Below are 17444 nucleotides of genomic sequence, written 5' to 3'. Positions count from 1 at the left end.
ACGGCGTACCTGATGGGTTTGGCCGCGCCGCAGCGCCGACGGGCCCGGCGGCCCCGGCGGGAGAACGTTCCGTCCGGGACCGCGAAACTCCTGCGGGCCCTGCCGCTGCCGGCTTTCGTCGAAGGCCGCTACCTGGACGTGCTGGCCGCCAACCCCCTGGCCGGGGCGTTGTCGCCGCGTCTGGTGACCGGCGGCAACCGGCTGCGGGACGTGTTCCTCGACCCGGCCGAACAGGCGATGTTCCCCGACTGGGAACGGGCCGCCGCCGCGCTGGTCGCCGGATTCCGGGATTCGGTCGGCACCGACACCGGCGATCCGCGCTGCATCGAACTGGTCGGCGAGTTGTCACTGGCCAGCCCGTTTTCCGGCGGTTGTGGGCGCGCCACGACGTGCGCACCCGGTCCGGTGCGGTCGTCGCGTTCCAGCATCCGCAGGTCGGCGAACTGGTCCTCAATCGGGAGAAACTACTGGTCAGCGGGACCGACGGGATGATGCTGGTGATCTATCACCCGGATGCCGGAACGGATGCCGCCGAGAAACTGGTGCTGCTCGCCGCGGCCACTCACGAGTGGCGGCAGGTCACTCGATCTTGTGACACCGGTGTAAAAGTCGCGAACTAGGTTCGGGTTCATGGCTGACGCATTCGACTCGTACGACCTCGCCGGCACCGCACTGGCCAACCGCATCGCGATGGCCCCGATGACACGCAGCCGCGCGTACGGGCCGGGCGCCACCGCGACCGAGCTGATGGCCACCTACTACGCCCAGCGTGCCGGCGCCGGGCTGATCATCACCGAGGGCACCCAGCCGTCACCTGCCGGGCAGGGCTACACCAGCACCCCCGGCCTGCACACCGCCGAGCAGGTGCAGGCGTGGCGCACGGTCACCGACGCCGTCCACGCCGCCGGCGGGGTGATCTTCGCGCAGCTCATGCACACCGGCCGGATCGGGCATCCCAGAGTGCTGCCCGACGGCCTGCACCCGGTCGGCCCGTCCGCGGTCAAACCGGCCGGCAAGCTCTACACCGCCGACGGCCTGCAGGAGTTCGAGACCCCACGGGAGCTGACCGAGCCGCAGATCGCCGCGACCATCGCCGACTTCGCCACCGCCGCCCGCAACGCGATCGCCGCCGGGTTCGACGGGGCGGAGATCCACGGCGCCAACGGTTACCTGGTGCACCAGTTCCTGGCCGCCAACGCCAACCGGCGCACCGACGGCTGGGGCGCCACCGTCGAAGGCCGGATCCGGTTCGGCGTCGAAGTCGCGGCCGCCGTCGCCGCCGCGATCGGCGGCCACCGCACCGGCTTCCGGATCTCCCCGGCCAACCCCTACAACGACATCACCGAAGACGGTACGGACGAGCTGTACGCGGCCCTGCTCGCCGGTCTGGCCCCGCTCGGACTGGCCTACCTGCACCTGGTCGAAAGCCCCGACCGGGCCCTGACCCGCCGACTGCGCGCCGCCTGGCCCGGCACGTTCGTGCTGAACCCGGCCACCTACCCCGGCATCACCGGCCCCGACGCCCTCGCACTGATCGCCGACGGCACCGCCGACCTGGTGTCGTTCGGGGCGCTGTTCCTGGCCAACCCGGACCTGCCGGCCCGCCTCGCCGCCGGTGGCCCCTACAACACACCGGACAAGCCGTCGTTCTTCGGCGGCGACCATCGCGGCTACACCGACTACCCGACGCTGGCCGGCTGACCATCAACCCCGGAAGGCCTTGACCGTGTACGGGTACGGCCGGGCCGCCCCGTCACGGGTCGGCACCACCTCGAGGTAGAAGAGGTCACCGAGCCGGTTCTTGAAACACAGCCCCGCGGGGAAGCCCGGCTGGAACGGGAACGACTGCTGATGAAAGGTGGCCCGCGCACAGCTGCGCCCGGCACCCGCCTCGGCCACGAAAGACCCGTTCAGCGGCGACAACTGCGCCTTCTCTACCTGGAAATCAGCCGGATTCTGACCCAGCCTGGTCGTCAGGCGGCCGTCGCCCTGAACCTCGACGAACAAGGGCCTCGGCTCCGGCGTCCCGATCAGACTGTTCAACAGCACCCGCTGCGGCACGGCGACGATCTCCACCGACGGCCCGCCCGGAATCCGGGTCGCCACCGACGTGGGCGTCCGTGCCGGTTCCTGCACCGGTGCCGGGGTCCGCGTCTGCACCGGCGTGGTGCCGACGGGATCGGGGTACCGGGCCGGGACATGGCCCGTTGCCGGCCCGCCAGCCGGTGTTCCTGCTGGTCCTTCTCCCGTCCCGCCTGTTGGTCCGTTCGCTGGCCCACCGATCACCCTCAGCGCTTGGGTCTGCCCATGCGCGTTCCCCTGCGCTTGGGCCCGCGCCTGCGCTTGGGCCCGCGCCTGCGCCTTCGCCTGGGCCGCTACCACGGCCGCCGTCTTCGACCCGGCTTCCGGGACGTTCACGGTGAACGTGGAACCACAGTTCAGGTCGCCCACCTGATTGTTGCTGCCTTGAAAGCCACACCCGGTGAGCTGATCCGGGGCCGCCGGGATGATCTCGGCCGTCGACGGGGGCGTGGGGTTGACGCCGAAGTAGAGGGAGACCGCCACCCCGGCAACCGTCGCCACCCCACCGATAGCCGTCCAATAGGGGTGGTCCCGAAGAAGGCGAAACGTCTGCTGTCGCGAATCAGCACTTTCCGCAAGCCCGACAGAATCATCCGCCACGGCGCGTCCTCTCGTCCTGCACGTTATGTGACTTTCGTCGCGTTTTTCTCCCCTCTAACTGTCGAAAGCCCACAAAGACACGGCCCCGAACCGCCCGCGCCCGCCGGCCCGCGACCGATCGCGTTCGTTTCCGGCCAGCGGATCGCTGCCGGCCGGCCCCGGGATCGTCACGGCCGCGCGCCCCGACCGCGGCGACAGAGGTCGCAGCGGTGCCGGTCAACCCGGCGAAGTCTGCCTCCTGAACGGCCCTCAGTTCGTGGTGACGAAAGCACGCATGTCCTCCGCGTTTCTCGGCAGGCCGTAGGCGTTCACCAGCAGGGTGAAGTTGGCGAACAGCCCGGACTCACCCCACTGCCAGGTGGTGGGGGATTCCGCCAGCTTCCTCAACAGCCGTTGCTGGAGCTGGTCCAGGTCGGCGAAACACGCCGTCTCCCCGACGCGCCCGCCGGGAAAGGCCCGGCGCAGCGCCTCACCCACCACCGGCAGTGCGTCGGGGCCGCTCACCGCCGGAATCCGCACCAGCAGCGCCTCGAACGCCGCGTCCGCGTGCTCGTCACCGAGCTGCCGCAGCGCCAGCCCCGCCAGGCCGGACAGGTCACCGTCGAGAAAGGGCACCTCCGGAACCCGGGACCCACTTCGCCCGGCCCATTTCAACAGCTCCTCCGCGACCGCCCGCCCGGTGGCCGGGCCGTCGAGCCCGGCCAGAGCCACCGCCGCACCCCATCGCACCAGCTCCCGGCCGTCACCGAGGGCAGCCCGGATGATCGCCGCGCCATCGTCACCGGCCGCGCCGAACGCGACTGCTACCACCGTCGTCCCAGCTGGGACGACTTCCGTCCGGTCAAGACGAGCCGGGATTGCCTGTGTGGCAGGGTCGGGGTTCGGTTCAGCGGTACAGGGCGAGGACCGGGTGAAACGGGCGAGGGTCGTCTCCGTGGTGTCGGCCGGCGTCCGGGTGGCAGCGACCAGGGTCACGTCCGCCGTTGCGAGGTCGGTCGATGTGGAGGTGGGGGCGATGAGCAGGCCCAAGGAGACCAGGGCCGTCGCGGCGACCGCGGGGTTCGGGTCGGATGTGCCGGCGATCAGTGCGGGACGGATGGCGCTGGCGTCCTCGGGGAACCAGGCGAGAGCGTAGGCGGCGGCGACCCGCAGGCGTGGCTCCCCGGCGGACAGCAGGTCGCGGAAGAGGGGCACGCCGGTGCGGACCGCGTCGTACGCGCTCAGCTCGATGAACGCGAACATGCTCTCCCGGCCGCGATCATCGAGCGCCTCCACATAGCGGAAGACGCTGTCGTCGTCGTAGGACGGCAGCGGCGCGGCCCGCAGGATCGGCTCACCGCCGGCCGCCTGCTCCCGATAGGACGCGACCGGGAACGGGCCCGGCAGCCACGACTCGTCGACGCCGATCGCCAGTGACGTCAGCAGCGCCAGCAGGTCGGCCCGCTCCGGCGTGACCGGGTCGGCGAGCAGCTCCAGCAGGAACGGCACGGCGAAGGCGCTGGCCTCATACCGCGTACCCTGATGGAAGATGTTGCCGTTGAGTGCCCGCCGGGCGGCCTCGCGGACCGCGGCGTCGCCGGATCGCAGCGCCCGGATCTGATCCGGAACGTCGGACGCCGAACCGTATGCGTGCCCCAGCCGGGCCCATGGCACTTGTGAAAGCTTCTCCAACACGCCCCGGAACCTATCGCCACCCTCCGACATTTTCGGATCCGCGCAGCTCAGCGACCGTCGACAAGCCAGTCTGGACGGCAGTCGGTCAGGCCGGTGACCGTCACGGGCAGCGGGGACGGGCGGCTGTTCCAGCGATCCACGCTCAGGCGCAGCCGGTCGGAGGTCAGGGCTTCATCGCCGCGGGCGTCGACCGAGACACCGTCCGGTTCGTAGCCCAGTCTCCGCGACACCGTTACCTTTCAGTGCGCTTTAGTGAGCACACGATCGATAGTCCTGCCTTGCGGCGGGACGGTCCCGGTCTGACCCACGGGCGTGGTGCCGGATTCACGTTTCACGGCCACCTGCCCGCGTGCGCGGGTCTTCTGGTTGGCTCCACGTGCTGCCACCGGGCCACTCCCGGCGGTGTCGAACTCGGCCGCGAGAGCGGCCAGGTTGAGTGCGGCGTTGCGGTCGCGGTCGATGACCAGGCCGCACGCTTCACAGTTGAACTCGCGTTCAGACAGGGCCAGCTTGGTTTTCACCGTGCCGCAGTCTGAGCATGTCTTCGAGGACGGATACCAGCGGTCGGCCACTAGCAGCCGGCCGCCGTTCCATGAGGTTTTGTAAGCGAGCTGACGGCGGATATCCGCGAACCCGGCGTCGGCGATGTGCCGGGCGAGCCTGCGGTTTGCCAGCATGCCGGTGACGTTGAGGTCTTCCACCACGACCGTGGCGTACGTGGTGGCCAGGCGGGTGGTCAGCTTGTGCAGCCCGTCCCGGCGAAGGTTCGCCACGCGGGCGTGCGTGCGGCCGAGCCGGGCGGCAGTGCGTTCCCAGCGTTTCGAGGCCCGTCGCCCGGTGCGGCGGTCGGGGCCGGTCTTGCGTGACAGTGCCCGGCCGAGTGCCCGCATCCGCTGCCGCGCGGCGGCCAGGTGCCGAGGGTTGTCGACCAGCTCCCCGGTGGACAGCACGGCGAGGTGCTTGATCCCGACGTCCACACCGACCACGCTGCCGGGCCGGGCGGGGGTACGTTCGGTGCGTTCGACCTCGGCGGTGAACGAGACATGCCACCGCCTGCCGTCGCGGCGCACCGTGGCGGACATGATCCGCGCCGTGCCGTCGTCCACGCGGCGGGCCAGCTTACGGGCGGACTCGTGCAGCTTCAGGCGGCCCAGCCTCGGGAGCACGACATGCATCCGGTCCGGCTCGATACGGATCGCCCCGGTCGTGAACCGCACCGATGGTGTGGTGCGGCGGCGGGACTTGAACCGGGGGAACCCGACCGGCCTGCCGGCGCGTTTGCCCGTGCGGGAGTCGGCCCAGTTCCTCAGCGCGCGGGCCAGGGCGTCCAGGCCGGTATTGAACGCCTCCTTGGACACCTCGCCCCACCACGGCGCAACCCCGGGCTTCGCGGCGTTCCACGCCTTACGCAGCCCGGCCAGCGACCACGACAGCGACGGCGTGAGCAGCTCGTCCGGCACACCGTACGAGCGTTCGGCGGTGCGCTGACCCATGACGGCCTTGACCCGGGCAAGTGCCCAGTTGTGGGCGACACGGGCTGCTCCGGCATGCGCGAGCACGTCGCGTTCCTGGACCGGGGTGAGATCAAGGGCGAACCGGTACGCCTGGATCGTCTTCACACGGGGTCCCCGGTCGCGGCCTCGACAGCCCGGCGGGCGCGGTTCGCGGCAGCACGACGGCCGTACAGGCGGGCGCACAACGAGGTCAGGATCTCGGTCACGTCGCGGACCAGGTCGTCATCCACCTCAGCCGGATCAACCACCATCAGGCGTCGGCCCTGTGCGGTCAGCGCGGCCTCTACGTACTCGGCACCGAAGCGGGCGAACCGGTCGCGGTGCTCGACCACGATCGTCGACACGGCCGGATCACGCAGCAAGGCAAGAAACTCCTTACGGTGACCGTTGAGCGCCGACCCGACCTCGGTCACCACCCGGTCCACACCGAGCTTGCGCCCGGTGGCCCACATGGTCACCCGGGCCACCTGCCGGTCCAGGTCCGCCTTCTGATCGGCCGACGACACCCGGGCGTACACCACGGTCTGCCCGGCCCCGGCCGCCGTCGCGGTGACCGGCTCGCCGACCATGATGAGGCGGCCGAGGCGGTACGCGGGAACAGGCATCGTCCCGGACTCGTAACGCCGACGTGCCGTCGCGTACGAGACTCCCGTGGCCGCTGCCCATTCCTTCAAGTTCACGATGTCCACTATAGCCGACTATTGAGCACTAATGACGACCGAGATGCCAGCAGTTGCTTACCCTGCGACGCGTGGTTGTCCGGGAAGACCTCGGTCAGCGCGGCGGTGGCACCGAGATGGTCGAAGGCCAGGGTGAGCAGCGCCGTCCGGGCCTCGGTGCCGTAGCCCCGGCCGTGGTACGGCAGGCCCAGCCAGGACCAGGTGCCGACCTGCCGTACGACCGGGAAGTCCCGGGCGCGCAGCGCGACCATCCCGATCGGAGCGCCGTCGGCGAACACCGCGAGGCCCAGTTCCCAGGACCGCGGATCCCAGGTGGCGAGCCGGTGCCAGTGCCCGCGCAGCACCGATCGGGCCCGGTCGGCGGGGGAGCCCTCGGTCCACGGGGTCAGGAACGGGCGCTCGCCCAGCCGGTGCACACCCGCGGCGGCGATTGCGGCCAGCGTGGCCAGTTCGTCCTCACGGGGGATGCGCAGGTGCAGCCGTGGGGTCGTGAGGGTCAGCCCGTACAGCGGCCAATGATCGTGAAGGGTCATGACAGCCGGACCGGGTTGACCACGTCGGCGGTGATGGTGAGCAGCATGATCGCGCCGCCGATCAGGACCAGTGTCATCGTCACCGGGTACAGCCGGGTGAAGTCGATCGGGCCCACCGCCGGGCGGCCGCGCAGACGGCGGACGGTGTCGCGCAGGCGCTCGTACCAGATGACCATGAGGTGTCCGCCGTCCAGTGGCAGCAGCGGCAACAGGTTGAACACCGCCATGAACAGGTTGAGGCTGGCCATCAGCAGCAGGAACACCTCCCACAGGCCCCGTTCGGCCGCCTCGCCGCCGAGCCGGGTCGCTCCGACCATGCTGATCGGGGTGTCGGCGGTGCGTTCGGCGCCCCCGATCGTCGCGAGCAGTGCCGGGATGCGCTGCGGGAAGGCGATCAGCTGGGTGGTGGCCCGGTGCAGCAGTTCGCCGGTGAAGGTGACGGTCGCGCCGGCGGCTTCGCCAGGACCGAATTTCTGGTACGCCGGGGGCGGGGTGGCCGTGGCACCGATCATGCCGACCTCTCGTGTGGTGCCGGGGTGGGTCACCCGGGCCACGTCCACCGTCAGGGTGAGAGTCTCGGCTCCTCGCCGCACGGTCACCGCGGTCGGCCCGCCGGCCGCCCGCACGGCGGTCAGCACATCAGCCCAGAGTGGGGTGGTGGTCCCGGCGACGGCCGTGATCCGGTCCCCGGGACGCAGGCCGGCGTCGGCGGCCGGGCAGACCGCGCCGACGCAGGAGGTGGCGGACAGGACCGGTTCGGTGGCCGGGTTCAGGTTCGGCAGGCCGGTGCTGACCGCCATCGCGTAGAGGATCGCCGCGGCCAGCAGCACGTGCGTGAGCGGCCCGGCGGCCATCACCGCGGTCCGTTTCCACCAGGGCTGACGCCACATCGCCCGCGCGTTCTCGTCCGGTGTCAGGTCGTCCAGGGTGGTCATGCCGGCGATCTCGCAGAAGCCGCCGATCGGCAGGGCTTTCAGCCCGTACTCGGTGTGGCCGCGCCGGAACGAGAACACGGTCGGCCCGCGCCCCACGAAGAAACGCCGCACCCGCAACCCGAACGCCCGGGCGGTCAGCAGATGCCCCGCCTCGTGAATCGACAACGACAGGCACAGCCCGACGACGAACAGCACGACACCCGTGAGATAGGCCAGCACGCGCTGATCGTACAAATCAGCCGAGGCTTTTGACGAACACCAGACACAGTTCGGCGGTACGCACGGTGGTCCCGTCCTCGGCCACGTCGATGCGGTCGGTGATGATCGGCTCGTCACGCCAGGCGGCGAAGCCGGTCCACCGGTAGAGCCGGATGGCCCGCTGGTTGTCCGGATGCACACCGAGGGCGACCCGGCGGTGCTGCAGCGCCCGCAGCCGGTTCTCGGCCTCGGCCAGCAGCCGCTGCGCGATGCCCCGGCCCCGGTGTTCCGCCGTCACCTTCAGATGCTGCAGCAACGGAACCCGGGGCAGGCCGTCGCGGAGTTCCGGTTCCTCGGCCGGGCCGGTCCGCAGGAAGACGTGACCGATCAGGGCCTCGCCGCGCAGCGCGAACAGCAGGATGCCCCGCTGGTTGCCGAGATGTTCCAGGAAGTGGTGCCGGTCGTGCCGGTCCTCGACGAGTTCGCGGACGTCCTCGTCCGAGGCTGTACGTATCGACACGTCGTCACCCACCGATGGCCTCCGGGTTGCTCTGCCTCCGGTGATCGTGCCGCTACGTGGCGCTGCTGTCGATGGATGGCAGCAGCGCGGACGTCGTCAGCGGTGGAGGTGGCCGATCATCACGAAGGCGGCGACGAGTGCCGTGGTGATGCCGAGTGCGACGGTGGTCGCCCGGGTCACCAGTCGGATGATCTTGAAGGTGGCGTACACGAACAGCCAGGCGACGATCAGGGGAGTCGCGGCGGCCAGGGCGATGGCGATGTCGTGCATGTAGGCGCCATCGGCAAATGAGGGGATGGCATGAGTACTCGCCGGGACTATGGTGCTCATGAGGGGTGGGCCTTTCTGCGTCAGTCGTCAGCGGGCCGCCCTGTTCCAGCAGCGCTTCCAGCCGGGGCAACGGCAGGAGGCGCTTCGCTGTCTCATCGCATGGGCGCCCCCTCACAGCCGACCTCAAAAAGATCCACCTGGAGTACCTGTATCTAGACTGTAAGTTGCTGTAGTCCATGTTTGCAACGAATGCATAAAGGTGGAACGTGAGGAAGTGGGTCACCGATTCACTCACGTGCCCTGACGATCACGATGGCAGGCTGCTACGGTGCAACCGGCGCCTCGCCAGCCGCGCTGATGCTGTAGTAAAGTGAAGTTTTCTGGAGGTGCGGGAGTGCCTGTCGCTGCAGCATCACGAGCCTTGGCCGTGCGTCTGCGCGAGTTGCGCAAGTCGTGGTGGCCGGATGTCTCGGTCACCCAGGCGGAGCTGGCCGAAGCGCTCAGCGGGCGGAAACGAGCCAGCGTCCAGCTGATCTCCTCCTGGGAGAGCAGCACCAGCCCGGCGCCACCGCCCGAGGACCGGCTCAACGCCATCCTGACCTTCTTCAGCTCCCGGCGTTCGATCGAGTCCCGTCCCTACCGGCTCGTCGCCGAACAGGAACTGACAGGCGAGGAGAGTGCCACCCGGGCCCTGCTGCGCGACGAACTGTTCGCCCTGCGCGCGGCCGCCGTCGCCGACGCGGCCACCGGCTATCCGGCGAACCCGATGAGTATCGTCGGCCGCGGGCCCTGGCACTACAAAGAGGGCCCGATCCTGATCGTCTGCTCCGAGCCGGAGAACGAGGCCTGGCCGTCGATCCCGGACCCGGACGTCGCGAAACTGTCCCGGCTGGCCGACCTCGACTCGCTCTTCGAACTGCACGGCCACCTCCGCGCGGTCAACCCGGACCTCGACGTCGGCTACGTCAGCGCTCGCGAGATGACTGAAACGGATTGGACCGCCCACCTGGTGCTGCTCGGCGGAGTCGACTGGAACAAGGCCACCTCGAACGCCCTGCGGCTGACACCCGTCCCGGTGACACAACTGTCCGCCGACGACGACCCGAGTCGCGGCTGCTTCCAGGTCGTTACCGAGACGGAGTCGCTGTCGTTCTCACCCGAGTTCGACATCCGCGAAGACACCCATGTCCTGATCCAGGACGTCGGCCATTTCTTCCGAGCGCCCAACCCCCTCAACCGGGAGCGCACCATAACCGTATGCAACGGTATGTTCGGTAGCGGCGTCTACGGTGCCGTGCGCACCCTCACTCATGACATCTTCCGCGAGAAGAACGCCGACTTCCTGGCGCAGACCTTCACCGGCGATGCCTTCAGCCTGCTGTTTCGCGTCCAGGTGCTGAACGGTATCGCCGTCACCCCCGACTGGACCGCACCGGGCACCGTGCTGCACGCCCTGGCGCAGGACTGACCGGTGCTCAGTTACCAGACCGCTGAACTCCACCACGGCTCCCACACCGACCTGCTCCAGGAGTTGCCGATCCCGGCGGAGGCGCCCGCCGGCCGAGGACTCGACGCCATCATCGTGCCCACCGCGTGGTCGGCCGACGCGCTGCGCCACGCCATGCAGGTCGCCAAGACCATCGACTGCCCGGTCGTCGCTCTCTGCAGCCGCGCCGCGTCCGCCGCTCAGACCATCCGGATCGCCGACCAGGAGGCCGCCGCCGTCCTCGCCGTCGACGTCGACCCGTCCCTGGCCGAACACCTGCCCCGATCCGACACCGACCTGTTCCTGCAGCAGAACGGATTCGGCTCCACCAGCGACCTCAGCCTCAAACGCAACCTCGGGACGGTCTTCGCCCGCGGCTCCGGCTGGCAGCGGGTGCTCTTCCTCGACGACGACATCCACATCGACGACCCGGCACACCTGCACCGGGTGGCACCACTGGTCGACGACTACCGCGCCGTCGGCCTGGCCAACCACGGATTCGCCGACAACTCCGTCGTCTGCCACGCCAACCGCGCCGTCGACGGACCCCAGAGCACGTTCATCGGCGGCGGCGCCATGATCGTCGACACCTTCCGGACCCGCTCGTTCTTCCCCAACATCTACAACGAGGACTGGTTCTTCCTCCTCGGCGACGGCGTGCCCTTCCGGGCGGCCCGGTCCGGGACGATGCACCAGCGCCCCTACGACCCGTTCGCCAACCCGGCCCGCGCCGTCGCCGAAGAACTCGGCGACACTCTCGCCGAAGGCCTGTTCTGGCTGCTCGACGGCGGTCAGCAACCGGCGAACCCGGGCAGCACCTACTGGGGCGACGCCCTCTACCGCCGCCGCCACTTCATCGACCTGCTCCTCGCCGCATCCGGCGACGGACCCGACCACCACCGGATGCGGCGCTCCCTGGAAGCCGCCCGGGGCCGCAGCGCCGACATCACCTACCGGCTCTGCCACCGTTTCGTCGAACTGTGGCAGTCCGACCTGGACCGCTGGCGGCTACACCTGGACCGCGCCCAGATCGGCGACAGCCCGGAGAAGTTCCTGCACAAGGTCCGCATGTCCCACCACGTGCAGTTCTCGAAGGCCTACCTGAACTCCCGCCGCTGACCTTCTCGACCGCTGTGCGAGGCCGGAGCCGGTCCAGCCTCGCCGCACGCCTTCAGCGGAGCGGCTTTCGGTAGCGGTGGTGAGCCGCCGTCACCTGGAAGCCAAAACGTTCGTACAGGGTCCGGGCCCCTGATGGATCATGGGCTTCGGTCCGCAGCCGGGCCGTACCACCCAGACGAGTCAGAGCCCGGCTGAGCAGGACGGACGCGAGACCGCGACGCTGAAAGTCCGGGTCCACCACAAGGTCGTCGATCTCATCGCCGACCACCGCGGCGAACGCGGCGATCCGATCACCCGCCGTGACCACTTCGAAGGTCGACAGATCGGATCGTCGAAGCCAATCACGCAGCCGGTCCTCACTGGGCAGGCTCACGAACGCCCGCCCGGCCCACGCCCGCCGCGCCAGCCGCCACAGTGCCCCCGCGTCATCGCCGGTCGCGGTGCGCACCCGGAAACCTTCGGGCAGCGAGCTCGCCGGTACGAACCCCGCGTCGCGCCGCATCTCGATCATCGTGAAGACCCGCCGATACCCCCGGCCGACCAGCAGCGCCTCCCGAGCATGATCCCCGTCGACGGCATTGCCACCGAGCGTCACCGGCCCCGTGATCCCCTGCTCGGCGACGATCCGGCGCACCGCGTCCTCACCCGCGTCGAGCGCCGTGCCCGCGTCGAGAGCCTCTTCCCCGTCGAGCGCCGCTGTCTCGATGAGGTAGATCCGAACACCGTCGTCCTCGACCCACGACCGCACGATCCACACCCTCCTGGAGAATCCCGGCCGCGTCCGCTCACGACACCGCGACCCGAGCACCCGCGGCAAGATCAGTGACCGGCGGTGACGGCTGCCTCGATCCGCAGGCCCACACCGATCAGGACCAGCAGCGCGGCGAGGACCTGGACCTCGCCTGTCACGGTGAGCAACAGGCCGGTGCCGATGGCCAGGTTACCGACGATGCGGCTGGTCTGGGTTCGGCGTTCGGGCTTGGTCATCGGCTGCACGACGGGGCCTCCTGGGACAGGCGGTACAGGGTCAAGGCGGCCAGCGACGGGGCGTCGACGATGCCGCCGGTGCGGATCAGACCGGTCACCTCGGAGTCGGTGAACCGCCGGTGGATCATGTCCTGTTCGGTCACCTCACGGTCCGGGACACCGGACTCCAGATCGGAGGCCAGGTACACGTCGAAACCCTGGGTGCAGTAACCGTAAGCCTCGTACAGGTGACCGAGATGGGTCATCGAACCGGCGCGCAGGCCGGTCTCCTCGGCCAGCTCCTGACGGGCCAGGGCCAGCTGATCGCCGGACCCGCCGGTGCCCCAGCTGCCCTGCGGGAACTCCCACGCCCGCCGCCCGACCGGGTAACGGAACTGCTCCACCAACCAGAAACCGTCCTCCCAGCGCGGCAGGACCAGGGCGAAATCGGGTTTCTCGACGACACCGTAGATCCCGGGACTACCGTCGGGGCGGCGGACCTCATCCTCCCGGACCGTCATCCACGGGTTGCGGTAGACGACGCGGGTGCTCACCTGTTCCATGATTCACCTATCCCAGGGTCAGCCGGCGGAGCCCGGCTTCGGTCAGCCGGCCGGATTCGGCGGGAGTCACCGGGGCGCGACCGGTCGCACGGCGCAGCACCGTCTCCGGGTCTGCTCCGAGGCCGGTGATCGCGGACTGCCGGTCAGGGCCGAACAACAGGTCCAGCACCACGGCGGCGGCCTGCGGGGTGATCCAGGCGGGCCGGCCGAGCGCGTCGGCGACGTCCAGGCCGTGCACGGCGAGTTCGACGACCCTGGTGGTGAGGAAGTCGGTGAGCAGCATGGCGTCGCCGTGCCGGGTCACCACCACCCGATCCGCGGCGGCCCCGTCGACGGCGTGCAGCATCGCCGCCACGGTCGCCGCGAACTCGGCGGGGGAGACCGCGCGCGCCTGCGCCGTTCGTACCCGCTCGGTGTTGGCGGTCTCGCTGAAACGCTTGTCCGCGCGGTAATAGCCGGCCGCCGTGGTGTCCGGTGCCGAAGGCGCCGGGGCGGCGATCATCACGGGCACCCGGCTCAACACGGTGATCACATGCCCGGCCAGGTCACGGACCAGCCAGGGCGCGCAACGGGTGGGCAACTCCCACTCGGCAGCCGTCAGCGATTCAAGCACGGCGCCGAACGCCGAGGCCTCGGCGCGCAGGGCGCTCACCCGAACCACCGCACCGACTGGCCGTGCGCCTTCGACCAGGCCAGCGGCCTGCCGTCGAGGGTGACAACGTTGTACGACGTGTCGTCCGGTGTGGGTGGCAGCCCGTCGAACGGCACCACCTCCGGTGACTCGGCGGAGATCCAGTGACCGGGCAGTGCGCCGGCCAGGTCGATGAATGCCGCCCGGCGGTCCGCCGGAACCTGGTACAGCACCGAGGTGTGAAAGACCACCAGCGTCGCATCCGGCGGGGCCTCGGCGGCCAGCGCGGGCAGGTCGTCGACCAGATCACCGGTGATCAACTCGGGTGGGTCGGCGGCGGCGACCGCGGCGGCCGCCTGCAGACGAGCCTCGTTGGTCTGAGTGGCCCGGACCCGTAGGTCCGCCTCGATCGCCGCCCAGTGAGTGACCGTGAAAGCGTGGAACGCGCCCGGCTGCTCGACCGGCCCGCCGAGCAGCCGCACCACCGCGAACAGCAGGTTCGGCTGCCGTTTCGCGACCGGCACCGCCGCCAGCAGCCGGTGGATCACGGTGTCCGCCGCGACTGCCAGCGCCAGCCGCTCGTAGACGGGCGACACACCCCGCGCCTCACGGGTGGCGAAGTCGGCGTACAACTCAGCGGTCGTCACCGGGTGATCCTGGCACACCAATCTCGAGGCGACGCGTGGTCACCGCCCGGCGCTGTCCCGAAGAAGGGCGGCCAGTTCGGCGGGGCGGGTCAGCATCGGCCAGTGGCCGGAGTCGATGTCGACCAGGGTCAGATGTTTCGCCTTCGCCAGTTCGGGGAGTTCGCCGGCGTCGATCCACTCACGGGCCTGCGCGGGCGTGAACTCGGGGCAGATCAGCACCACCGGCACGTCGAACCGGCGCTCGTCGGTCCACCGCACCACCCCGGTGGCGACACCCTCCGGCACCGGAACCGCGTTCGCGGCGAACGACGCCCGCGCCTGCTCGTCCAGGTCGGCCGCGTCGGCACCCTCGAACGGCTCCCACCCGGGGAACGCCATGAAACCGTCCTGCACCGCGAAGAACGCCGCGTACTGCGCACCATCCGACGACGGGTACCCGCCGATCAGCACCACCTTCGCGACCCGGTCGGGCCGGGCGTCGGCGGCCAGCCACGCCAGCGTGCACGCCGCCGAATGACCCACCACCACCGACTTGCCGGGCGCCGCGTCGACGGCCGCGAGAACCGCCGCCACCTGGTCGTCGAGAGTGGCCGAAGCGTGGGCGGGCAGCGACACCGGCACGGCTGACGGGCCCAGCGCGGCGGCGACGTCGGCCCACACCGACACGTCCGTCCACAGCCCGCCGATGAGCACGATCTGTTCGTTGGTCACATCAGACAAAATAGGCGCTAGAAGTCGTAGACGGTGGTAGAAATGCCACGTTCGCAGAGGGCCGTCACGATCATCGGTTCGATGCGTTCCCATTTGCCGCCGGCCAGTCCGCATCCGATCCGCGGCATGTGCACCGATGCCCCCAGCCGCGCCGCGTGGCCGGCGACCGCGCCCAGGCAGGTCCCGATCGCGTCGTAGCGCACCGGCGGCCCGCCGCTACCGGTCCGGATGCCCCGCTGGCCGACCATGTTCGCCACCCACACATCCGGTGTGACCTGCACCAACTGGACGGCGCCGAGCCCGAAGTCGTTTCCGGCCCGGCCCCGGTGCCACTGCCGGAACGCCCGTTCGGGCTCCGGCCAGCGCCGTGACACCGCGACCACGAAACCCTTGCCCCATCCGCCGATGTCGTTGCAGACATGCGCGATGATCTTCGGCCCCTTGGCCTGTGGGCTCGTCGCGTCACCCTTGATGATCTTCAATTCCACCATCGGCAGATCTTCGCGTACGACGGCCCGGTCCCGCGACGTCAATACGGGGTCAGCGTCTCATCAGGGCGAACACTCCCCACCCGAGATAGCGGCGCTGATAGCGGACGTAGTTCAGCGGCGCGGTGTCCAGTTCGACGCGCATCGCACCGGCCAGCTCGTCGTCCGGGTTCTCCGCGAGCCAGGTGCGCACCGTGAGCCACTGAGCGGCGACGTACCGATCCCAGCTGTCGCCGTCGGCCAGCACCATCTCGACCAGGTCCCACCCGAACCGCCCGAACGACGCCACCAGACCGGGCAGATCCTCGAACTGCTCACGGGTTTGGGCGCCGCTGCCCTCGACCGCCACCCGGTCCGGCGGCTGCCGACGCCAGAACGGCTCGCCGACCAGCACGATCCCGCCCGGCCGCAGACTGCGCCCGAGCAACTCGAGGGTGCCTTCGACACCGCCGCCGATCCAGGTGGCACCGATGCAGGCCGCGACGTCCACCGGCTCGGCCGCCACGAAACCGGCCGCGTCGGCGTGCGTGAACTCCACCCGGCCGGACACCCCCAGTTCGACGGCGCGGGCGCGAGCCGCGGCCAGGAACACCGTGCTGATGTCGACGCCGGTGCCGCCGACCCCGTGCTCACGGCTCCAGGTGCACAGCATCTCCCCGCTGCCGCAGGCCAGGTCGAGCACCTTCTGCCCCGGCCGCAACCGGATCGCCGCCCCCAGGGTGGCCAGCTTGGCGGCAGTGAACGGGTTGTGGATGCGGTGATCCCGCTCCCGGATGACGAAACTACGTGGCAGATCCATTTCTTCGATTCCTCACGTCGCGCGGAACAAGCCGAACAAGAGGACACGTCGTGGAGCCCGTGAATCTAACCGCCATCGGATGATCGAGCGATCGATTTAGCCGGGCCACCACCCTAAGATCAGCGCCAGCGAACGAGGAGGCCGTCATGGCGAGCTGGCAGATGAACGTGGTGGCGGCCTTCACCCGGCTGGCCTACCAGCGCGGATTCGCCACCGAACAGGCCGGCCGGCGGATCCTCGCCCGCCCCAAACGCCCCTCCGCACCCCCGAAGAGCATCACCCGCAGGTACGACGTGAGCACCACCCACGACCACGGTTTCGACCTGCACCGGGTGCGGACCGGGCCGTCCGGCACCGGCGTGACGGTGGTGTACCTGCACGGCGGGGCGTACACCAACGAGATCGTCGGCCCGCACTGGTCGCTGATCGCCCACCTCGCCGACCGCACCGGCCACGAGGTGGCCGTGCCCATCTACGGCCTGGCCCCGGCCCACCACGCTCTGCAGGCGCTGGAGTTCGTCACCGCCGTGATCACCGCGGAGGTGGCCCGCGGCCGGCGCGTCTACCTGGCCGGCGACTCGGCCGGCGGCGGGCTGGCGCTGCTGGCCGCCCAGGCCGCCGGCGGCCCGGCCGGGGGAGTGGCCGGGCTGACCGCGATCGCCCCGTGGCTCGACCTGTCGATGGCCAACCCCGAGGTCGACGCCTTGGAACCGTCCGACCCGTGGCTGCGCCGGGCCGGCCTGCGCCCCCTCGCCGCCGCGTGGGCCGGTGACGTCGCGCTGACGGATCCACGGGTCAGCCCGCTCTACGGGGACCTGGCGATCCTGCCGCCGACCCAGATCCTGGTCGGCACCCGCGACATCACCATGCCCGACTGCCGGGTGCTGCGGGACCGCATCCCGCAGTCGGTGCCGCTGACCTACCACGAGCAGGAGGGCGCCGTGCACGTCTACCCGCTGCTCCCGGTCCCCGAAGCCCGCCAGGGCAGACTCGCCGTGACCGACCACATCCGGCAGGCGACCCGGTAA

Annotated in this window: 21 protein-coding genes and 1 pseudogene; 5 read left to right on the top strand and 17 right to left on the bottom strand. The window is 70.2% G+C overall.

What is annotated here, in order from left to right; genetic code table 11:
• Window positions 1-12: 12 nt before the first annotated feature.
• Both BLU81_RS52035 and BLU81_RS11135 read left to right on the top strand, forming a co-directional pair.
• Window positions 13-620 (top strand): annotated as a pseudogene (locus BLU81_RS52035) (MmyB family transcriptional regulator).
• A 10-nt stretch (window positions 621-630) separates the two neighbouring features.
• Window positions 631-1701: an alkene reductase gene (locus tag BLU81_RS11135; RefSeq protein WP_092544051.1), complete on the top strand. Its 1071-nt coding sequence runs from the start codon at window positions 631-633 to the stop codon at window positions 1699-1701.
• A gap of 3 nt (window positions 1702-1704) precedes the next feature.
• Here BLU81_RS11135 and BLU81_RS47885 read toward each other — a convergent pair whose 3' ends face one another.
• The 9 genes from BLU81_RS47885 to BLU81_RS47875 form a co-directional block, all read right to left on the bottom strand.
• Window positions 1705-2583 carry a hypothetical protein gene (locus BLU81_RS47885; protein WP_172890528.1) on the bottom strand — a complete coding sequence of 293 codons (879 nt, stop codon included), beginning with the start codon at window positions 2581-2583 and terminating at the stop codon, window positions 1705-1707.
• Between the two features lie 348 nt (window positions 2584-2931).
• Entirely contained in the window at window positions 2932-4335 is a 1404-nt protein-coding gene (locus tag BLU81_RS11125) for a HEAT repeat domain-containing protein (RefSeq protein ID WP_092544047.1), read from the bottom strand.
• A 68-nt stretch (window positions 4336-4403) separates the two neighbouring features.
• Complete coding sequence (locus BLU81_RS49590; RefSeq protein WP_092544045.1) at window positions 4404-4586, bottom strand: hypothetical protein; 183 nt, start codon at window positions 4584-4586, stop codon at window positions 4404-4406.
• 9 nt (window positions 4587-4595) lie between these two features.
• The gene (tnpB, locus tag BLU81_RS11115) at window positions 4596-5975 is read right to left on the bottom strand and encodes an IS607 family element RNA-guided endonuclease TnpB (RefSeq protein ID WP_092544043.1); all 1380 of its coding nucleotides are present in this window, start codon (window positions 5973-5975) and stop codon (window positions 4596-4598) included.
• The gene (locus tag BLU81_RS11110; protein WP_092556909.1) at window positions 5972-6550 is read right to left on the bottom strand and encodes an IS607 family transposase; all 579 of its coding nucleotides are present in this window, start codon (window positions 6548-6550) and stop codon (window positions 5972-5974) included. The genes tnpB and BLU81_RS11110 overlap by 4 nt, the downstream gene beginning before the upstream one ends.
• Window positions 6551-6558: 8 nt before the next feature.
• Window positions 6559-7083, bottom strand: coding sequence for a GNAT family N-acetyltransferase (locus BLU81_RS11105; RefSeq protein ID WP_092544041.1), 525 nt, complete (start codon window positions 7081-7083; stop codon window positions 6559-6561).
• Window positions 7080-8237 carry a M50 family metallopeptidase gene (locus BLU81_RS11100; RefSeq protein ID WP_092556907.1) on the bottom strand — a complete coding sequence of 386 codons (1158 nt, stop codon included), beginning with the start codon at window positions 8235-8237 and terminating at the stop codon, window positions 7080-7082. The genes BLU81_RS11105 and BLU81_RS11100 overlap by 4 nt, the downstream gene beginning before the upstream one ends.
• 16 nt (window positions 8238-8253) lie before the next feature.
• Window positions 8254-8736 carry a GNAT family N-acetyltransferase gene (locus BLU81_RS11095; RefSeq protein ID WP_157751472.1) on the bottom strand — a complete coding sequence of 161 codons (483 nt, stop codon included), beginning with the start codon at window positions 8734-8736 and terminating at the stop codon, window positions 8254-8256.
• A gap of 96 nt (window positions 8737-8832) precedes the next feature.
• Window positions 8833-9066, bottom strand: a complete 234-nt coding sequence (locus BLU81_RS47875; protein ID WP_157751471.1) for a hypothetical protein — start codon at window positions 9064-9066, stop codon at window positions 8833-8835.
• A 367-nt stretch (window positions 9067-9433) separates the two neighbouring features.
• Here BLU81_RS47875 and BLU81_RS11090 point away from each other — a divergent pair, with 367 nt between their 5' ends.
• Entirely contained in the window at window positions 9434-10474 is a 1041-nt protein-coding gene (locus tag BLU81_RS11090; RefSeq protein WP_231954756.1) for an XRE family transcriptional regulator, read from the top strand.
• 3 nt (window positions 10475-10477) lie between these two features.
• Window positions 10478-11611, top strand: a complete 1134-nt coding sequence (locus BLU81_RS11085; protein ID WP_092544035.1) for a hypothetical protein — start codon at window positions 10478-10480, stop codon at window positions 11609-11611.
• 52 nt (window positions 11612-11663) lie between these two features.
• Here BLU81_RS11085 and BLU81_RS11080 read toward each other — a convergent pair whose 3' ends face one another.
• From BLU81_RS11080 to BLU81_RS11050, 8 genes are all read right to left on the bottom strand, one after another.
• The gene (locus BLU81_RS11080) at window positions 11664-12359 is read right to left on the bottom strand and encodes a GNAT family N-acetyltransferase (protein WP_157751470.1); all 696 of its coding nucleotides are present in this window, start codon (window positions 12357-12359) and stop codon (window positions 11664-11666) included.
• Between the two features lie 71 nt (window positions 12360-12430).
• Window positions 12431-12598 carry a hypothetical protein gene (locus BLU81_RS49120; RefSeq protein ID WP_172890527.1) on the bottom strand — a complete coding sequence of 56 codons (168 nt, stop codon included), beginning with the start codon at window positions 12596-12598 and terminating at the stop codon, window positions 12431-12433.
• On the bottom strand, window positions 12595-13140 hold the full coding sequence (locus BLU81_RS11075) for an NUDIX domain-containing protein (protein ID WP_092544031.1): 546 nt from the start codon (window positions 13138-13140) through the stop codon (window positions 12595-12597). Before BLU81_RS11075 ends, BLU81_RS49120 begins: the two co-directional genes overlap by 4 nt.
• 7 nt (window positions 13141-13147) lie before the next feature.
• Complete coding sequence (locus BLU81_RS11070; protein ID WP_092544029.1) at window positions 13148-13792, bottom strand: maleylpyruvate isomerase family mycothiol-dependent enzyme; 645 nt, start codon at window positions 13790-13792, stop codon at window positions 13148-13150.
• Complete coding sequence (locus BLU81_RS11065; protein ID WP_092544027.1) at window positions 13789-14418, bottom strand: DUF2332 family protein; 630 nt, start codon at window positions 14416-14418, stop codon at window positions 13789-13791. The genes BLU81_RS11070 and BLU81_RS11065 overlap by 4 nt, the downstream gene beginning before the upstream one ends.
• A 39-nt stretch (window positions 14419-14457) precedes the next feature.
• Window positions 14458-15129: an alpha/beta fold hydrolase gene (locus BLU81_RS11060; RefSeq protein WP_197686187.1), complete on the bottom strand. Its 672-nt coding sequence runs from the start codon at window positions 15127-15129 to the stop codon at window positions 14458-14460.
• Window positions 15130-15146: 17 nt separating this feature from the next.
• On the bottom strand, window positions 15147-15620 hold the full coding sequence (locus tag BLU81_RS11055; protein ID WP_092556905.1) for a macro domain-containing protein: 474 nt from the start codon (window positions 15618-15620) through the stop codon (window positions 15147-15149).
• Window positions 15621-15669: 49 nt separating this feature from the next.
• Entirely contained in the window at window positions 15670-16416 is a 747-nt protein-coding gene (locus tag BLU81_RS11050; RefSeq protein ID WP_092544023.1) for an SAM-dependent methyltransferase, read from the bottom strand.
• A gap of 146 nt (window positions 16417-16562) precedes the next feature.
• On the opposite strand from BLU81_RS11050, the gene BLU81_RS11045 reads away from it, so the two are divergent.
• On the top strand, window positions 16563-17444 hold the full coding sequence (locus BLU81_RS11045; RefSeq protein WP_092544021.1) for an alpha/beta hydrolase fold domain-containing protein: 882 nt from the start codon (window positions 16563-16565) through the stop codon (window positions 17442-17444).

Source organism: Actinoplanes derwentensis, from assembly GCF_900104725.1.
Classification (GTDB): domain Bacteria; phylum Actinomycetota; class Actinomycetes; order Mycobacteriales; family Micromonosporaceae; genus Actinoplanes; species Actinoplanes derwentensis.
This window is presented reverse-complemented; position numbering and strand designations above follow the sequence as displayed.

Bases quoted from the DNA above. Each gene is read 5' to 3' on its own strand.
- BLU81_RS11135 (WP_092544051.1), top strand. From the start codon at position 631: ATGGCTGACGCATTCGACTCGTACGACCTCGCCGGCACCGCACTGGCC.
- BLU81_RS11105 (WP_092544041.1), bottom strand. From the start codon at position 7,083: ATGACCCTTCACGATCATTGGCCGCTGTACGGGCTGACCCTCACGACC.
- BLU81_RS47875 (WP_157751471.1), bottom strand. From the start codon at position 9,066: ATGAGCACCATAGTCCCGGCGAGTACTCATGCCATCCCCTCATTTGCC.
- BLU81_RS49120 (WP_172890527.1), bottom strand. From the start codon at position 12,598: ATGACCAAGCCCGAACGCCGAACCCAGACCAGCCGCATCGTCGGTAAC.
- BLU81_RS11075 (WP_092544031.1), bottom strand. From the start codon at position 13,140: ATGGAACAGGTGAGCACCCGCGTCGTCTACCGCAACCCGTGGATGACG.
- BLU81_RS11055 (WP_092556905.1), bottom strand. From the start codon at position 15,620: ATGGTGGAATTGAAGATCATCAAGGGTGACGCGACGAGCCCACAGGCC.
- BLU81_RS11050 (WP_092544023.1), bottom strand. From the start codon at position 16,416: ATGGATCTGCCACGTAGTTTCGTCATCCGGGAGCGGGATCACCGCATC.
- BLU81_RS11045 (WP_092544021.1), top strand. From the start codon at position 16,563: ATGGCGAGCTGGCAGATGAACGTGGTGGCGGCCTTCACCCGGCTGGCC.